This is a genomic window from Mesorhizobium sp. M0571, assembly GCF_040320985.1.
GTDB lineage: Bacteria > Pseudomonadota > Alphaproteobacteria > Rhizobiales > Rhizobiaceae > Mesorhizobium.
This window is the reverse complement of sequence record NZ_JAMYQT010000037.1, coordinates 18,937-36,520: the sequence shown is the minus strand read 5'-3', so window position 1 is coordinate 36,520 and position 17,584 is coordinate 18,937. Positions and strand designations below refer to the sequence as shown.

Here is a 17,584-nt window from a genome sequence, read left to right as displayed (position 1 = left end):
GCGATGTTTGACTGGGCGATGTCGAGCGCTGCCCATCGCCAGCCGGCCGGCTGCCGGATCCTGATTGACGACGCAGAGATCACCGACCTCTATCCGCTCGTGACCGATGTGACAGTCAACAACTCCCGCGAGATCCCCTCGACAGCGCGCATTGTGCTGGCGGCGCCGGTCGACGAGCGAGGCTCATGGAGGGTGCAGGACGAGGCCGGTATTGCAGTCGGCGCCAAGGTCGTCATCGACGCGATCTTCGGCACGGAATCAGACGAGGCCTTCCGCGGCTTCATCTCGCAGATCAACCCTTCCTATCCGGGCGATCGTGGCCAGGCGCGTGTCGTCTACACCTGTCGGGACGACACGCTTCCCCTCGATCGCAACCACGCCTGCAAGCTGTGGGAGAACGAGGCGCCGACCACCGACGGCGCCATCGTCGCGCAGATATGCGCAGCGCACGGCCTCGCGCCGTCGCCGGAGAATGGCCAGGGCCAGGCGGGCATCCAGCCGATGCAGAACAGCTCAGACATGGCCTTCCTGCGCGAGAGGGCGAACGCCAACGGCTACGAAGTCTACGTGCGCGGCGGCTTCGTCTATTTTGGGCCGATGCAGCTCGCGGGAGAGCCGCAGGCGCCTATACTCGTCTACGCCGGGAGGAAGACGAACTGCCTGTCCTTCGAACCGCAGGAGGACGCGCACAACCCCGATTCGATCAGCGTCGACCTCGCTGCCACCGAGGGTGATGCGGTCGAAACCATCACGGTCCGGCCTGACCTCGAACTGCTGGGCCTCAGGCCCGCGACTGGCGAGGGCTCCGCCGCTGGCGCCAATGACTGGCGGTTCGGCAGGGCCACCACGCCTGACAAGAACGCGGCGAAGATCCTCGCGCAGGCACGCGTGAACGAGGCCGCCATGCGGGTGACCGCCACCGGCGAGCTGGACGGCGCACTCTACGGCCACGTCCTACAGGTCGGTAGGACCGTCGTGGTGGATGGGGCGGGCTTCGAATGGAGTGGACGGTATTACGTCGATCGCGTCGCCCACAGCTTCTCTACTACCGGCTACCGCCAGACATTCGGCTTGTCGCGCAACGCCCGCGGCGACGACGGCGCAGCGGGCGGCGGCGTGCTTGACGCGATCCTCGGAGCGCTGTGGTGAACGATCTTGTCTCCCAGGCCACGCGCGCGCAGGCAGCGACCTTCTATGGCAAGTATCGAGGCTTCGTCACCAACAATGCGGATCCGAACAAGGTCGGCCGGGTGCGGGCGCGCGTCCCCTCGATCACCGGGCAGGTGGAGACGGCCTGGGCGCTGCCGTGTTTTCCCTTCGGCGGTCTGGCACAGCAGAGTTTCTTCATGGTGCCGGAGGTCGGGGCGCAGATTTGGATCGAGTTCGAGGAAGGAAACCTGTCCCATCCGGTCTGGACTGGTACGTTCCTGCAGGGCGTCGCGGACGCGCTCACCGAGGTTGACACCGAGCCGACCGCCCGCCTCGTCAAGACACCGTCTGGCCATATGCTCTACTTCCAGGACAAGTCCGGCGAGGAGCGGGTCACGCTTCACCACAGCGCTGGCGCCGAACTGCTGCTGGACGAAAAGGGCTCCCTCGCCATCACCGACAAGAACGGCGCGACGCTGACGATCGACGCCAACGCGGGCGAGATCACGATGTCGGACACCAACGGCAACACGCTGGTTATGTCGTCATCGGGAACGAAGGTCACCGACAGCAACGGCAACAGCATCGACATGGCGGGCAGCGGCATCACCGTAAGGGGCCAGCAGATCGTCGTGGACGGACAGCAGGTCCTGCTTGGCGGGCAGGGCGGCGAACCCCTGATCAAGGGGCAGAGCTTCCTCAGCTTGTTCATGACACACATCCATCCGACAGGCGTGGGGCCGTCCGGCCCTCCGATCCCACAAGGCGAGATGACGTCGCTGTCAACCAAGGTTATGAGCGCATGAGCCCGGCGCTGACAACGAATCCGACGAAGGTTGTTCAGACACTGCCATCGGTGGCTTACATGTCGTTTCCCTTCTGGGTGGGTCCCGGTGGACCGGCGACGTCCGGCCGCGCGGCACATGTCCGCGAACAGATAGAGCAGATCCTCTTCACGGCACCCGGCGAGCGGATCTTCCGGCCCGATTTCGGAGCGGGCGTCCAGCGCCTCGTATTCGAGCCCAACGACCAGACCCTGGCCGCATTGCTGACCCGGCGGCTGCAGGCCGCACTAGCGCCCGCCCTGCAGGGCGAAGTCGACCCGAAGTCCCTCACCGTCTCAGCCGGCGCCGATCCCGACTTTCCCGAACGGCTGGTCATCGAGATCGGCTACACGCTTGCGGCCATAAGCTATCGCGAACGCTATCGCGCATCGCTCGGCACGGGAGGAAACGGTGGCTGACACACCCGTTCCCGTCCTCGATTTCAGCGGTGCCGACAGTGGAAGCTGTGCGGCCTGCGGCGAGCGCCGTACCATCTTGCCGCTGCCCCTGCTCGACGCTGGCAACGATATCGATCTGCGGGTGCGCGATTTCGATGGTTTCCGGCGGTTCATGCTGGAGGAACTAGCGGCGCGCTATCCCGAACGAACGCGCTGGACGCCCGCCGACATGGAGGTCGTCCTTGTCGAGGCGCTGGCGACAGTGCTCGACCAGCTGTCGGACATGGCCGACCGCGCCTTCGCGGAGGCATATCTCGAAACGGCCCGCATCCCCTCGTCGGTGCGCAGGTTGCTGTCGATGATCGGCTATGATGCGGCCGCAGAGGCCAGCGCCAAGGGTCAGATCGGTTGGGATCCGGCCCGCCCGGAGGAAAGGTTCGCGGCGCTTGAGAACTTCTGGGCAAAGAATCCATACGAGATGGACGAGGCGCGACGGGCCGGACCGCGTGCCATCCGCACCCAGCACCGCATGGTCAGCCTCAACGACCACGCCGAGCGCGTGGAGGATCACCCGCTCGTGCTCAGGGCCAAGGCGCGGTCGTTCTGGACGGGTTCGTGGGAAACAATTTTCGTCGCCGTAGTCGCCTTCGACACGCGTCTCTCACTGGGCAGCGCCGTTCCGCTGCCGGCCGATGCCACGAACGAGGAGGAACGACTCGAACGGCAGCAACTGATCGAGGAGATCGAGCGCTTCAACAAGCGCAACGAGATGCCCCTGCCGGATTGGTCGATGCATCCGACGTTGCGGCAAGTGCTGGCGCCATTCGTGGAGCGGATGCGCATGGCTGGCCGCGAGGTGGTGCTGGACGACGCAATACCCGTCGGCATCGCGCTCGTCATGTCGATCGTTGTCAGACCGAACTATTTCCGATCCGAGGTTCAGTCCGCCGCCAAGGCGGCGCTCAGCGACCGCCCTGGCGGCTTATTCGAGCCGGGTCGGTTGAACTTCGGAGACGATCTTTTCGCCAGCGACATCATCGCCGCGCTAATGGCGCTGGATGGTGTCGAGAACGTCTGCGTGTTCCGGTTCAAGCGCGTCGGCAATGACCAGCCCGATCAGACGGCCTCGGGGCGGATCGCGCTCGACGGTCTGGAGATACCCGTCTGCGACAACAATCCGGCGCGGCTCGAACGCGGATACCTGTCCTTGACGCTGCATGGAGGCCTGAGCGGATGAGCGGCGGCGGCAATCTGCGCGATCTGACGCGGTGGAACAGGGCGGGCCTGCAGCGCTTCCGATACATCGATGGCACTGCCGTTTCCCATCTCGAAATGCTGCGCGCGGCGCTGGCCGGCCATTTTCCGGATTGGTCCGCGCTTGGCGATCCAGGTCCCGGCACGGACACTGCCCGCCGCGCGCGGATGCTTGAGCGCTATGGTGGATCGCGGCAGGATCTGGGTTGGGAGATCGGCCGCACATTCGCGCGGGCCGCACACATCCTCACCGAGCATCTCGATGCCTTTGCCAACGAGGGATTCATCGGAACGGCGACGCAATGGGAATACCTGAAGCGACTCGTCGCGCCGCTCGACTATCGCCCCCGGCCGCCGGCCTCGGCTCAAACAGTGGTGGCGCTGATCGCCAAGGGCGATCCAGGCACGGTCGAAGCCGGGTTCCAGTTGCAGCACATGCCGCCGAAAGGCGGCGCGCCGCTGGTGTTCGAGACGATGTCCGACATCGAGATCGGCCCCGCCCTGAACGGGCTACGCATCGCGGGCTGGAAACACAATCCCAACGTGTTCGAGCCTATGCCACGTACCGCGACGAAGCAGGACTTTCGCACGCCATGGCGCCTTCCTGAGGAACAAGCCGTGTCGGCCGGACAGCCCTGCATCCTCGTTCAGGACACGACGGCCGTGGCGCTCGTCGTCGAAAAGGTCGACGGCCTCGATCTCTTCCCAGCTCCGAACGACGATCCGCCGAAAGCAAACCCCTGGATCCTCGGCGACACGAGGTTGCTTCTCGAACCCGACAAGGTGTGGCGGCCACGTCTCAATGGCCCGAAGACCGTTGCCGTCGATGACACGAATCGCTTTGTAGCGGGCCAGACGGTGTTCTGGGAGAACGAGGCCGGATCCGGTTTCGCTCTCATCGACGCGGTTGACCGGGGTGTCGCCCGCCTCGCCGAGGTTCGGCCGTCGGGGTCGTCCATTCCCGCGGGGACCATATTCTATGCCGTACAGGACAACACTCCCGAGCAATTCAAGGCGAATGGCAACGAATGGCGCTTCCCGCTCGATGCGGTCGACGCCCACGGGGACACGAAGCTTCGCATGATAGGCACGACCGCGAAGGGCTCGCTCGATCCCAGCGAGATCGTGCCGGTCCTGGAAATAGCGCGCTTGAATGACGCTAGTCACGACAGTTACACGCGGCTGGCGGGCGTCACCGCATCATGGCTCAAGGTTTTCGACCCCGACAATAAGCAGAAATTGGCGACCTCGATCCGGCGCAAGTCGGCGGCGACGATCGTCGTTCCCGGCAGCCCGGGCAAGCTGCGCGGCGGCGACATTGTCCTCGCCGAGGACGCCAAACGCCAAAAGGAAGTGCTGACGGTCGAATCCATCGTTGAGCGCGACGACGAGTTCTATGTCGTCCTGACCGAGCGGCCAAGCCATATCGAGGATATCGCCTTCTTCTCCGGTCCCTTCCTCCGGGAACTGCGGCCTCTCGATTGGGATCGCAACCCGAGACGGGTCGGCTTGTCAGCGCTCGTGATCGAGGGCAGCGGCGCGCTTAGCGGCCTGTTGACGGCCGGCAAGTCGATGCTGATCGAACCCGAGATCGCCGCGCCCGACCGCCTGCCGTTTTTGGCGAGCATCGTCGAGCTGGATCGCGTAACGCGCCGCGTGACGCTATCCTGTCCCCCAGATGCCTTCGAAGGATATACCGTCGCGGACGTGATCATCCGAGCCAACGCCGTCGCGGTGGGACACGGTGAAGCCTTCCCCCGGATCATCCTCGGCAATGGCGACGCGTCGCGGACCAACCAACTGTTCCTGATCGCCAAGCGGGAGGTGTCGTTCGTCGCCGACCAGACGATCGAGGCAGGCGTGCGTGCCGCCGTCGAAGTCCACATCGACGGCGGCCGGTACGAGGAGGTGTCGACTCTCGCCGATTCGGAGAGCGACGATGCCCACTACGAGACCCGAATAACGGAGGACGGACATGTCCGCATCCAGTTTGGCGACGGGTTCCACGGGCGTCGGCTGCCCACCGGCAAGAACAATGTGATTTGCTTTTGCCGTGTCGGCACGGGCGCACGCGGCAACAACATCCCGTCGGATGGGCTCGCCAAGCCGGTGCGTCCGCACCCGGGCGTCGATTCCGTTCGCCAGCCGCTGCCGACCTGGGGCGGACAGGACGGCGAGGATGTCGAAGTTATCCGGGTCAACGCACCGGCCTACCTCGCGGCGCTCGGCCGCGGCGTCGCGCTGGTCGACTTCGAGCATATCGCGCGCACCCAGCCGGGTGTCTGGAATGCGAGAGCTTTCCGCGTATCGGAAGGCGCCGACCGCCGCGAACTGATCGACGTGGTCGTCGTCCCTGCCGCCGGCGCGCCGCTGGGCGACCTCGGCAGGGTGCTGGAGGAACGGCTGGCGAGCCTCGCCGCGCCCGGCATGCAGTTCCGCGTGTTTCGCTTCGACGCGGTTCCGTTGCGCTTGGGCGTGCGCATGGGCGTCAATCCCAAGGAATTCGATCCGGAGGCGGTCGAGGCCGATATGCGTGCGGCCCTGTTCTCGACCTTTGCGCTGGAGCGGCGCGCCCCGGGACAAGCCCTTTTCCGCTCCGAGGTATACGCCGTGGTCGAACGAGTAGCCGGCATCGTGAACTCCGAACTGGTGTTGTTTCCAAATGCCGTGGAACCATTGATCAGCGTCGGCGGAAATCCTCTCCTGCCCTCCCGTCTTGGTCCCGGAAACCAGATCTGGACTGTTCGTCCGACTGACCGTCAGGTGGTCCATCTTGACGGAGATGGAAGCGGCCTCGATGTCATTCGCGAGGTGGTCTCGTGAGCGCCTATCCGAACGCCAGCGGCGACCAGTTGTACGCGCTCCTCCCGGAAGTCTATCGGGATCGGGATCGATCGCCTGCCTCCAACGCGCTCCGGCCGCTGAAAGCCTATCTGGACGCGTTCGGTGAGGTGCTGGACAAGATCCGCCACACGCTCGACCAGCGCTATGACGATTCCTTCCCCGACACGACGGTCAATGACAGGAGATGTCAGGAATGGCTCGTGCCGTACTTCGCCGAGCTGCTCGCCGTGCGGCTGCGCTCGCCTTTCCCCGATGGCAAGCGCGACGAAGTGGCCTCGGCCGTTCGCTGGGCTCAGCGCAAGGGCACGCTTCCGGCGGCGGAGGAAATCGTCGAAGCCATCGCCCAGGTGGAAGGCGAACTTCGCGAGGGCTTCCGGCTTGTAGCAACGACCGCGCGAATCGGTATGCCGGAGTCGCCGGTGACACCGGACTTACGCCTAGCCTCCCGGGCGATCCAAGCCGATGCGGACGACCCGGAGGCGCAATGGACTCGCTTCGGCTGGAACGGACGTGTCTGGTCGGCCGATGACCCTGCGGCGGCCGCGCCGGAGTCGCGCCGTGCTCCCTATACCTCGTGGAAGCAGACGAATCACACAGGCGCACCATGCTTCCCCGGTTCCTACGAGGATGTATCGAGACGGGCGGTGGACCTGCGCACGCCCCGCGCGGATCAGGGCCACTGCCACCCCAAGCGTTTTACCGTCCATCTCCCGCCACCCTGGGGCTTCTTTACGCCGACGCCGATCGCCTTCGACTGGTCACATGTCGTCGCGGCCTACGATCCCGTGACCGGCGGCGTTGCCGCTCCGGTCGGCGCCTATATTGAAGTCTTCATAGACGGCGCGGCGCGTGTCTGGCGCAACAAGACCGGCGACAGCGTCGAGATCGTAGGTGCGGTGGACCTCGCCGGAACGCCGCCGACACGCTTCGAGAAGCTCCGCTTCGTCGAAAAAATCAAACTTGGCGCCGCCGACACCGAATTCCGCCGCTGTGCAGTCAGGGAAATTGCTGCGGTCGATACCGGCGGCACTCTAACGCTGCGTGACGTGCTCGCCGACGAGGTGGACATTCGCCAACGCCTGCTCGTTGCCGAGTACACGACCGTGCTCGGCCGGACTCGCGTGGCCCGCCTCCTCGCCAGCGATTGCATCTTCGCCGGCGCGGTGGTGACGGCGGTGGTGTCGCAAGGCGATTGCGTTCGCTTCACCCGCGTTCCGGAGGCCTGGCTCGCCATACAACCGCCGGCTGTGCAGAAGAACCGGCTGACGACGCTACCGCCACACTTCCTTTCGGACGTCTTCGGCGAACCGGGCTGTTCCGTGCTCGCACCCGATTGCGATCCGGCGATTGCTCTCGGGGCCGAGGATGGCGGTGAGATGGGATGCGGGCATGCCTGGCGGCATGCCGCCAACCTGACTGCGCTAACCGGGAAGCTTTCCGAGTATTTGCCGGTCGGCATCGAACCGGTCGTGACGTACGACGCGCGTCTGCTCTGTCCGCCGCCGGCGATCACCAAGTCGCCTTGAGAGGTCTATCATGAAAGCCGAAATCTCTCACCACTCCTATCTGCGGCACGCGCGCTATTCGGGCGTTTACCTGCAGCAGGGCGCTATGATCACAGACCGGGACTGGAACGCCTCCACGGACCGGCTTAAGATCCGCATAGAGAATTCGGCGGCCCGCGCCTACTATTCCGGCGTTCCACGCCGCGCGGGCCTGCTGGCCGGTTGCCTGGAGACCGACGGGGTCGATCATCTCTGGTCCGCGCCTTTCGCCGCCCACGGCGGATGGGTCACAGCCGAAGGCGTCGCCGCCCTGGCGTTGCCCGGGCCAAAGGGACCGCCGTTCAATTACGAGAGTCAGGCGGATCTGCCCGAGCCGCCCGCGCTCAAGCTCGACTTCCTCTATGCCGACATCTGGGAAGAAACGGTCACGGCCCATGACGACGCCGACCTCGCCGATCCCGGCCTCCATGGCGCACACACCGCTTTCGTCAGCCGCTTGCGCGTCCAGATCAAGCAATGCGCGAAGGATCAGCTGGTCGCCGACGACCGCGGGTTGACACCCGACCCGGTCAAGCTGCCAGCGATTGGAACGGGCAAGTTTGCGGTGGCCCCGCGAACCGGACCGGCCGGCAAGGACGCCTGCGATCCCTGCGCGGATGCAGTCGACCTGGAACGCAATGTCGGCAATGCGCTTTTCCGCGCGGAGATCCACGACGTGGTTTACGATGCGGACGGCTGGGCCAGCGAAGTGACCATAAAGTGGTCGGCCGAGAACGGCGCCATCCAGTACCCGCGTCCCGCCTCGACCAATACGCTGCCGGACGGCCAGGCGCTGGAGTTCTTTAACGAAGGCCACGGCCTATTGATGGGCATGCCCGCCGGCGGCATGGCCGACCGGCCAGCGCGCGGCCTTATCGTCTCCACAGCCGCCGGATTTGCCGGCGCCTCGACGGCACTTGACCGCATTAGGAAGTGGGACGGCTATGCCCGCATCGACCTGGCTCAGGACAAGCTGCTCAACGGGCGCGACGCAGGCGTCGACCTGGTCCAAGGTGGCGATCCGACTGCCCATGGGCACTGTTCCATCGCCAACGCCGCATGCAGTATCAATCTCGCCGAACTGGTCCTCGATCTGGATTTCTCAGGGCTGAATGAAGGCTCGAAGCGTGCCGCGATCCTCACCGGCGATTACTGGCTGGCGGTGATGCGCGCGCGCGCTTCGGCGAGCGATAAGGTGCGTGCACTTTCGGACCTGCCTATCGGCATCCGCCATCACTATTGCGTACTGGGGCAGCACAAGGGCGGGACGCATATCGTCGATATGTTGTCCGTCGACAAGCGCCGACTGTCTTTCCCGGATCTGACGAGCCTCGATGCCGGTGATGTCGGGTTCAAACCGGATTGCACTTCCTCGGTCTTCGACAGCCCGCAGGCCGTGAAGGTCACGACAGTCGCCGAGGCGTTGCGGCTTCTGTGCGATGTGAAGGCGTCGCAGATATCCTACACCACGGCCTGCGATTACCTGAAGGGTGCGACAACGGTGCAGGAGGCGCTCGACCGCCTGTGCGGTCGCAATCATTGGGCGCTGCGCATGTCGGCCGGGACCGGCCAGGAGGGCTTCGAAGGCGAAACCCTCAAGGGGCCGATCGCCGTTCTCGTGGAGGACCAGGACGGCAAACCTGTCGCGGGCGCGAAGGTCGAACTCGCCACTGTCGAGCCAAGCGGAAGCGGGGATGAACTGACCGGCGTCACCGATCCCGCGAATACCGGGCAGACGATCACGCTCGTCTCGGACGCGAAAGGCTACGTGGCGGCCTGGTGGAAACTCGGGCAGAAGCTGGGCACTCATTCGGTGGGAGCGATGCTGCTCAATCCGCCACAGGCGGATGCCGGCCGCCTCTGGTACTACGCGACACTTGTCGAACGCACGAAGTCAAAGCTGGCGACGGTGGCCGTGCTGAAATGGAAAGACGGCTCGACGTTTGAAAACGACGTACCGGTCTCGTTCGAGACATTTCTCATGGGCTTCGACATCTACCTCACCGATGACGTTCTGCCTGAGAAGGCGGTTTCCAACGATGTCGTCATCATCACGGCGGAGAGGCCAACAAAATTCGAATATAATGATGGGATGAATTTCCAGCAGTTGGTGGTCTGCGGCATGGCCGCCGCGCAGAACAACCAGATCACGTTCGTGCCGAACGAGCCGAGTTTGCGGGATTTGTTCGCGGGTCTTCCTGAACCCCAGCCGTGCGCACCCAAGGAGGGCATGCGTTTTCGCATCCGTCTGCTCGGTCGATTTATCGGCACCAAGGCCGGCCTTCTCGATGGATTTGTCCCCGGCCTACCCAAGGGTTCCCAAGTCCATCTGGCGTTCTCCGAAGCGGGGCTTGGCATGCCGAGCGACTTCGAGGCATGGGTCTATGTAGGCAAGCCACCGAATCGAAATCTCAAGTTCCTGATACATCCCGATCTCGTCAACGTCGGCTTCACCGACCCTGCGCGCGCGCAGCTCTTCCTGCAGGCGGCGGCTGCGGCAACGTCGATGACGGATTTCATCAGGAAATTCAAACCGACCGAGGCCGAGAAGAAGATCATCGCGGCGAACTTCGTGTTCTAAGGCTCCATGCACCTGTCCGCCAACCCGGGTCTACACTACACTGCCGGCACACCTTCGCGGGGCCGAGTCAAGGGGACACCCATTGTGACCGAGCGCGTGGCCATGATGAAGCGCAGACCGATGGATCTTCTGCCGGGGACCGTGCTGCGAAAGACGGCCGTTCGTCATCCTCTGGTTCCTTCGAAGTTGCGCAGCTGCGCCTCGCCTTCGGCCACAGCCATATTGCGGCCGAAATGCACGGTCTGCGACGCCGACGATTTAGAGACCCGCCCATATGTCTTCCGCGGGCATTTTTCCGGCCATTCGCCGGTCGGCGAGGAAACGAAGTTTGCCCTTTCGACTCTGAGTCGTGCCCATTTCGGCTCGACATTCCTTCACGCTCTCAGCAAGAAGGAGCAGGGGCTGTTCGAGAAGTTCGTAAGCCTGGCGGATACGCTGTTCCTCGATAAAACCCTGAAGAAGGGCGACAGGCTCTTTCCACATGGCCAGGGATCCCACGGCCAGGGCGCCAATCCGACCATCAACGAATGGCTCGACGGCCTCGTCTGTTACGAAGTGCGGCTGACCCGTGGTAATGTGACCAGCATTCATCAACTGGCTGTCCTACGCCGAGGAGCGCTTTACCAGCGCCTACAATTTCCGCAACTAGTCCTGCACCGACACAGCGCTGGAGAAGTGAGTAGATGCTGACCAAGACCCACGCAGGTCACAAGTCGAGGGTTCGTTACGCCGGTCCCGCGCTGGTCGGTATCTCGCCGGCTCTGGCGGCCGGCGTCAAGGCCGCGGGTATCCTCCCGAAGATGCGCGTCGGCGCTGTCAGCGATCCGGCGGAGGTCGAGGCCGACTGCGTCGCCGACCGGGTTATGCGCATGCCGGCGACGGCGCCCGGCAGCATGCCGCCTGCCCCGCCGTCGCGCTCCGTCGGTGCGATCCTGCGCCGGAAATGTGCGGTTTGCGAAGCGGAGGATCACAAACACGACCGCGGGGACACCGTGCGCCGCAAATGCGCGACATGCGAGGCCGAGGACGAACACAGGCGCCGAAAGGCCGATGCCACCCGCGCGGCGCCCTCCCCGGTCGGCGCAACCCTGCGCGGCGGGGCAGAGAGCACCGTACGGTCCCTTGGACCCGGCAGGCCGCTGCCACCCGGCGAACGGGCATTCTTCGAACCCCGCTTCAACCGCGACCTGGGACGGGTTCGCCTCCACGATGGTCTTGCCGCGGATGCCGCAGCGACGTCGATCGGCGCGCGCGCCTTCGCCCTAGGAAATTCGATCGCCTTTGCGAGCGGCGAATACCGTCCGGGGACCGGCGCAGGCCGCCAACTGCTCGCCCATGAACTCGCGCATGTAAGCGAGGGACATGCCGAACGTGACATCCGCCGCGCCACGACGCGCGGGGCCGGCGGCTGTGGGCCGCAGAGTTCCATCGACGAGGACGATGACGGGCCACGTCAAGCCGGTTTGATCGCCCACACACAGATCCAGGCCGCTCTACTGACCAGCGGCGTGCTCAACGAGCTTGAGGTGCCGCGCGCGACGAAGCGCAAGATTGCATCAACCGGCTGCCAGCCGGCAGGCACGCATGAAGGCTACACGGATCTCTTTCGCCTCGGTCCCGGTCAGGTCGAACTAGCGGAAATCAAGCCCATCTACCGGGCTAATACACTCGCGGTCGAAGAGGTCGAACATTACATCCGGCGTTCCGGCCAGGCCCAGGACAGGGTGACGAAGACCGGACGCTGTTCCGCTGATCCCCCGACTGTCGGCGAAGATGACGTGTTCGATCGTCAAGTTCGGTCGTTCCGTAGTGGCTCGGCGAAGCCAGCCTTCACAAAACTCAACGGCGTGCTGCCCGCGACGACCGTCATCGGTCCATTCGACGGCGACCGCGCGAGGACCCTGAAGGCCCGCCTCGTTGCACCCGGAGCGGTCGGCTACTGGTGTACGGGCGGCGCATCCGAAACGTTGGAATGCGGCGACACGTTGGCGTTCGATTCATATATCGACACGATCCTCTATTCCGTTCAGGGTGAGATCGATAAATACGTTGCCGACGCCATCACGGGGCCTCTCGACGATGCTCTGAAGGAACTCGACGCGCGCAAGCTGCTGCAGCTGGGGCGCAAATGGAGCGAGACGTCCATCCGGCAGGCGATCGCCGACGCATTCGGGGTGCCGCTCAGCGTCATCCCCACGCTGTCCGACGCCACGATAGAACAGATCGCTGTGCTGCTCGATCAGCGGGTGGCGGGGTCCTCGCGCGACCTCCTCAGGACGCTCGCCTTCCGCATCAAGAGCATACTCCTGTCGCATGTTCGCAACGCGATCCGCGCCAGCCTGCGCGGCTGGATCAAGGAGATCCTGGTGTCTCTTTGTGTGACCGTTCCGGCGATCACGCTCGCTCATGTGATCGATACGATAAAGAACAGACTGAAGATGGAGATGCCGCGGCTTGTCCTTGCCGCCGTTGCCTTGGCTATGGTCGACCTGGTCTCAGCTGTCGTCTCCGCGATCGGCTCCGCGCTGGAAGCGATTGGCGAGTTCCTGACGAAGGTCTTCATCGTCGTAGGCATAATTCTGCTTGTCGCCGCGGTGGTTGTCGCCGCCATCCTTACGGTGCTAGCGGTCTTCGATCCAGTCCCGGGCGACGAAGCGCTACTTGGCGGGCTCACCACTGTGCTCGCACAGATGGCGCGCCAGCTCGCAGCGTCCCTGGCAACGGGCGGCGCCTTAGCCGCGCCCGCGGTTCAGAACTAGGCATGGCAATGCGGTTCACCTATATCGACGACCCCTATGCAAAAGGCGGAAAGCTTGCCGGCCGGAGGCAGGTAAACCCGGACCTGACCGTCAAGGACGCTGTCGATGTTGGCCTTTTCCGCCGTCAGATTGGCGAGGCGCTCGGTGCCCTGCCCAAGCGCGATGGCGGCTTTTCGGTTGTCGTGGCGGACACATACAGCGGCATTCATTTCAAGGCCTACGCCGCACAATCGGGCCCCGCCTATGGCGGCCCGATTGACTATTTCGAAGAATTCGAAAGCGGATTGCGCCTGCGGCCTGATGTCGAGGACGTACTTCGCCGCTTCGAACAGGTGATTACCGGCAAGGTCCCCAATGAATAGCCTGTCTCCTTGGATCGCTGATTGGATCGCTGAGACAAATCGATCCTCATTGTCTGCAGATCCAGACGCGAACTGCCGCGGGAAAAAGGCGGCACCGCTAGATTCGCAGAGAGTCGTTCAGTCGTTCCGATCCGTTGCTTAGAAGATAAGCGTTCGGACTCCGCGGTTGATCGGGACGTCAGAGCACTAAGAAAATGCGATCATGCCCAAGCGTGAAGAAACAACTGGTCACCCGATACACGCCCCACCTAACGACCCCAGCTTCCCTAAATCGTCGCACAAGTATCTGATATGTATGACAATTGTAATCGAAGTGTTTTGATCCACAATCATCCTTGTCGAAGCCCCACCCGGGTAGCGGGCACCATAGAGATCTGCGTAGTGGGGGCAGGCAGGCCTCCGTCAACTAAGTCAATTGATGAGAAGATGGTGCGGGTGGCCGGGATCGAACCGGCACCCCTCTCGGAACTAGATTTTGAACCCGCTGCGCCTACCGATTTCGCGGCGCACCGTTCTTAGGCGATCCCTTACGAGCTATCGAGCAGACCAGTTGGACCAGGTTCTCAGCGGTCGCCACAATGGACTCCTCCGGTGACCCAGCTTCCAGCCAAGCAGACATCTGGCGTCTTCGCTGATGGCGTTCAGGGTGACACCGAGCAAATGGTACGAATGCCCCGCATCGCCGGGTTTAGCAGAGCAGAGAGCCCCACAAGCCAGTTGGGGGGAGGACCCTTGTCGAGAGCTTGCTGGCCGCGGTTCCAATGCGCCGCTGGAGCATTTTCGCCACGCCGACCATCCCCACGCTCTCGCCGGAGATCGCTATGAACCGCTCATCCCACCTCGTGCCTTGGGCGTCTTACCGCGTGCTCGGTCGGTGGCGCGGCCGAAGCCGGATACGGCCTCGCAAATCATCGCTAGCATGCCTTGGCGCGCCTCTTCGCCGATATAATCTATCCGTCCAATCCATCATGGAGGTGCGCGGAGAATTGGGAAGGGCCGGAAGGCGGTACCGCGCGCCACTGCCATTCGCGCTCGTTGAGGTCGGCCGAGACTGACAGCAGGGCTCGATCGCCACCGGTGACCGTGCACCGGAAATGACATCCCTTTAACGGCCGAGGCTGATTTCCGTCGCTGGATCACCCGCAGCGCACCTGTGCTGGATATCAGGATGGAATATTGTCGTGCCCGGACGGTCGACCACTCTCGTCCCAGTGATGTCGGGCCTCAAGCGCTTCATCCTACCAGACTGAGACGTCAAAAGCCGCTGCAGCGGCGCGCTCTTACAAGTTTCAGGAATCAGGTCTCGCCATGCATCCGGGTCTCTCGTACCCGGCAGGCGGTTTGAACGTTTGAACCACAGATCGCGTCAGCTTACCGCCGATTCGGCGCCAGGGCTTGCTCCAAAGTGCTTCCGGTTTGATTCCGGACCAAACTTGACAAGCAAGCATACCGGAATCAAAAGCCCGCAAGCGTTTGAACTTGCGGGCTAATTTTGGTTGCGAGGACAGGATTTGAACCTGTGACCTTCAGGTTATGAGTTATCCATGCCAGAATGCTGCGGCGTCACTCCGCACAAATCACTTTTTTTCACTGCGAACTTGCACGCCGTGCTTTCCTTGCACACGCTTTGAACGGCCGCCCTATCCATTTGGCGTCGATTGCTCCAATTGAACTTCGCTGCAACCCCGTTGATTGTCCTCCGAATGGCTGGCTGCGAGCGAAGAAATTGAACACCCTCTTCCTGCTCATGGCGCAGTATGAGGGACGCGTGATTGTCCCCGCTGAGACCGTGTGCAAGGATTATTTTTCCCACCTGACGCTCACCAAGTTCTTACGCAAAGTGAGCATTGGAGAAATTGAGCTTCCGCTAACCAAAGCAGAAAGAAGCCAGAAGAGTGCCAAAGGCGTTCATCTCCAGGACCTAGCTTCATACCTCGATAAGCGGCGCGAAATCGCACTGTCTGAAGTGCGCGCCTTCCGACGAAGCTAGCGCGCCCGTGGCTTCTTTGCGCTTGGAGTTCAGCATTCCCTAGGTCACTGACAGGATGCTACCTCCCGTCCGGCATTCGTGCCCCTTCCCGAAATGCGCCCGTTTTTTGTCCAAGCGCTTCGGACGCCCACTCTTCCGCAACGGGGGCAAACGCGGTGGCTATGGTGACGTGCAGTAGAGCGTCGCGCGAATCTCGCAGTCTCCCCCATTCGCGTCATACTCCTTACAGCCGATCTCCACGTTCCGGCGCCCGAGCACACCAACGATTTTGGCTTGGCCACTTCGCCTGGAGGTATCTCCGAGCCAGCAGACCCCGTCGTACCCGGTGTCTGAGCGCTCAATGACCGCAAGCACGTTACCCGGCAAGTTAGACAGATGCGCGGACGTCACGCTGCTTGTTTCGAGAGTGCAGGCAGCGCGAGCCGAAACTATTCGCTTGCCAGCAGGACACGCCGCGGTTCGCTGACAACCTTGGTTGTTACCATCCACCGCACACACAGTGACCTTCTCCTGCAATGAACAGGTGGACGTCGATGTAAGCTCGCCGTCACTGCAGGTTTTGGCCTGGCTCATGCATACTGGAATGGCTTTCGGACCTTCACGTACGTCCCAACTGTGGCCGTCAAGCAGAAGATCTTTGTAGGAGTTTCGGATGTAGCATCCGGACCGACGGGGGCTTGCGCTGTCGACGGTTTCGTTGTGCGCGATGAGGTTCGGACGGTTGGAGCTATCGCCCTCCCGGATCATCAGCGGCGTCAGCCGCTTGATGATGCGATTCTGCATGACAACGTTGTCGGTGGCGTGATCGTCGTTGCTTATGCTCGACCCCCACTCAAACCCGTCATCATCATCGCATGTGCCAAGGCCAGGAAACGACCGCCACCAGTCGCCATGAGCGCCCAGAAGCACGGACGGATTGGCGCCATCATAGTGGTCATAAAAGAAGATGTTGTTGATGATCTGATTGTGGCTCGGCGTTCCATGATGGACGGTCCCGCGATAGCCGCAGTTTCGGTAGAGCCAGACCCCTCCCCCTTCGAGTGCTGAGAAACGGTTCCCGATGATGCGGTTGTAGCTGGACGTGTCGACCGAGATCTGGGGCCCAAGCCTGTTGATGCCAAAGAGCCGCTCATCAAACACCTTCACATGGATCTTGTTGTCCTTGATCAGGTTGTAGCCGGACTCGGCGTCCAGGTAGATTGCACCGCGAGTGCCATTGCCATTCAACTCGGAATTGAGCAGCGAGACACGGGTCACACCAGGCGACACATAGAGCGCGGTCCGTTCGGTAGACGTGATCGTAAAGTGGTCAAGCACGATGCGGGTGGGTGCAGCCCGCCGCAAGCGACCGACGTGACCATCGTCTTTCTGGGAGGATTCTCTGACCGCATCTGCTTCGCCATTTTGACCCATGCCTTGGATGCGTATCGACCCGATCACGTTGCAGTCACGGATCGTGATGTCGGTCGGTCGTAGCCAATCCGTTCCAGAGGGGGTGGACCGTATATCGATCATGTCCTTGCCGTCGTTCGGGCTGCCAATGCCCCCGTTAAGCGTGGCGCCGTTGCAATCGATCGTCACGCCAGACACTGCCCCAGAGATCACGATCCGCTTCTGCACGACGTTATCGGCTTCCAGGACAAGGTCGCAGGCAACCTCCACGTCGTAGTGCTTCTTCTTCGTGTTCTGGTCGATGGGCGCCCGCACCCAATCAGTCATCCTGTCATCGCACCGGGTGGCAGCGGAAGCAGGCAGGCAAAGCCAGCATGCGGCTATCACGACCAAGATAAAGCGCAGACCGGCATATGATCCATGTGCCATCGTATGCCCCTCAATTTTCTCACGATAACTACTTGTTGTCGATCAAGCGCCACAACAA

General features: G+C 62.8%; 12 protein-coding genes. 11 read left to right on the top strand and 1 reads right to left on the bottom strand.

Annotation, left to right across the window (positions count from 1 at the left end; genetic code table 11):
- The first annotated feature begins 3 nt into the window (after window positions 1-3).
- The 11 genes from NKI85_RS28770 (at window position 4) to NKI85_RS28720 (ending at window position 15,705) form a co-directional block, all read left to right on the top strand.
- Window positions 4-1,149, top strand: a complete 1,146-nt coding sequence (locus NKI85_RS28770) for a phage late control D family protein (protein ID WP_352779529.1) — start codon at window positions 4-6, stop codon at window positions 1,147-1,149.
- A complete protein-coding gene (locus NKI85_RS28765) occupies window positions 1,146-1,955 on the top strand; it encodes a phage baseplate assembly protein V (RefSeq protein ID WP_352779526.1) in 810 nt (269 codons plus the stop codon). The genes NKI85_RS28770 and NKI85_RS28765 overlap by 4 nt, the downstream gene beginning before the upstream one ends.
- A complete protein-coding gene (locus NKI85_RS28760) occupies window positions 1,952-2,392 on the top strand; it encodes a GPW/gp25 family protein (protein WP_352779524.1) in 441 nt (146 codons plus the stop codon). The genes NKI85_RS28765 and NKI85_RS28760 overlap by 4 nt, the downstream gene beginning before the upstream one ends.
- Window positions 2,385-3,608: a baseplate J/gp47 family protein gene (locus NKI85_RS28755; protein WP_352779522.1), complete on the top strand. Its 1,224-nt coding sequence runs from the start codon at window positions 2,385-2,387 to the stop codon at window positions 3,606-3,608. The genes NKI85_RS28760 and NKI85_RS28755 overlap by 8 nt, the downstream gene beginning before the upstream one ends.
- Window positions 3,605-6,448, top strand: coding sequence for a baseplate J/gp47 family protein (locus NKI85_RS28750; protein ID WP_352779520.1), 2,844 nt, complete (start codon window positions 3,605-3,607; stop codon window positions 6,446-6,448). Before NKI85_RS28755 ends, NKI85_RS28750 begins: the two co-directional genes overlap by 4 nt.
- Window positions 6,445-7,995: a phage tail protein gene (locus tag NKI85_RS28745; protein WP_352779518.1), complete on the top strand. Its 1,551-nt coding sequence runs from the start codon at window positions 6,445-6,447 to the stop codon at window positions 7,993-7,995. The genes NKI85_RS28750 and NKI85_RS28745 overlap by 4 nt, the downstream gene beginning before the upstream one ends.
- A gap of 10 nt (window positions 7,996-8,005) precedes the next feature.
- Window positions 8,006-10,594 carry a hypothetical protein gene (locus NKI85_RS28740; RefSeq protein ID WP_352779515.1) on the top strand — a complete coding sequence of 863 codons (2,589 nt, stop codon included), beginning with the start codon at window positions 8,006-8,008 and terminating at the stop codon, window positions 10,592-10,594.
- Window positions 10,595-10,678: 84 nt separating this feature from the next.
- Complete coding sequence (locus NKI85_RS28735; RefSeq protein ID WP_352779513.1) at window positions 10,679-11,284, top strand: hypothetical protein; 606 nt, start codon at window positions 10,679-10,681, stop codon at window positions 11,282-11,284.
- Window positions 11,278-13,353 (top strand): eCIS core domain-containing protein, encoded by a 2,076-nt coding sequence (locus tag NKI85_RS28730; protein ID WP_352779511.1) that lies wholly within the window; start codon window positions 11,278-11,280, stop codon window positions 13,351-13,353. The genes NKI85_RS28735 and NKI85_RS28730 overlap by 7 nt, the downstream gene beginning before the upstream one ends.
- A gap of 2 nt (window positions 13,354-13,355) precedes the next feature.
- The gene (locus NKI85_RS28725; protein WP_352779508.1) at window positions 13,356-13,715 is read left to right on the top strand and encodes a hypothetical protein; all 360 of its coding nucleotides are present in this window, start codon (window positions 13,356-13,358) and stop codon (window positions 13,713-13,715) included.
- A gap of 1,726 nt (window positions 13,716-15,441) precedes the next feature.
- Window positions 15,442-15,705 (top strand): pyocin activator PrtN family protein, encoded by a 264-nt coding sequence (locus tag NKI85_RS28720; protein WP_352779506.1) that lies wholly within the window; start codon window positions 15,442-15,444, stop codon window positions 15,703-15,705.
- A gap of 159 nt (window positions 15,706-15,864) precedes the next feature.
- On the opposite strand, the gene NKI85_RS28715 is transcribed toward NKI85_RS28720, so the two are convergent.
- The gene (locus NKI85_RS28715) at window positions 15,865-17,424 is read right to left on the bottom strand and encodes a hypothetical protein (protein WP_352779504.1); all 1,560 of its coding nucleotides are present in this window, start codon (window positions 17,422-17,424) and stop codon (window positions 15,865-15,867) included.
- Between the last annotated feature and the right edge of the window lie 160 nt (window positions 17,425-17,584).